This is a genomic window from Frigoribacterium sp. AC759 (genome assembly GCF_979256015.1).
Genome location: NZ_CEEDMT010000142.1, coordinates 1 through 248, shown reverse-complemented (window position 1 = coordinate 248; position 248 = coordinate 1). Strand labels below are relative to the sequence as shown.

Sequence of the window (248 nt, the reverse complement as noted above, 5' to 3'; positions counted from 1 at the left end):
CAGGCGACGGCGTCGAGCCGGTACAAGGCCACGACCGCGGACGGCTGGTTGGTCTGGGATGGCTACGACCTCAAGGAGGGCGTCGTCTCGAACGACGGGAAGACCCTGACCTTCGACAACAGCGACCACAGCATCACCGCTGTAGCGGACCGAGACATCGAATACACGGTCAAGGTCGAGACGGCCGCCGACGCCCTCGACGTGCCCGATAACAAGCTCGGCTTCGTCTACTCGGGTGTCTCGGCCCA

General features: G+C 64.5%; 1 protein-coding gene. It reads left to right on the top strand.

All coding sequences use genetic code 11. The features are described from left to right. Positions 1–248, top strand: a 248-nt coding sequence (locus ACZ6JE_RS15420; protein ID WP_464319513.1) for a hypothetical protein, incomplete at both ends; no start/stop codon positions are given.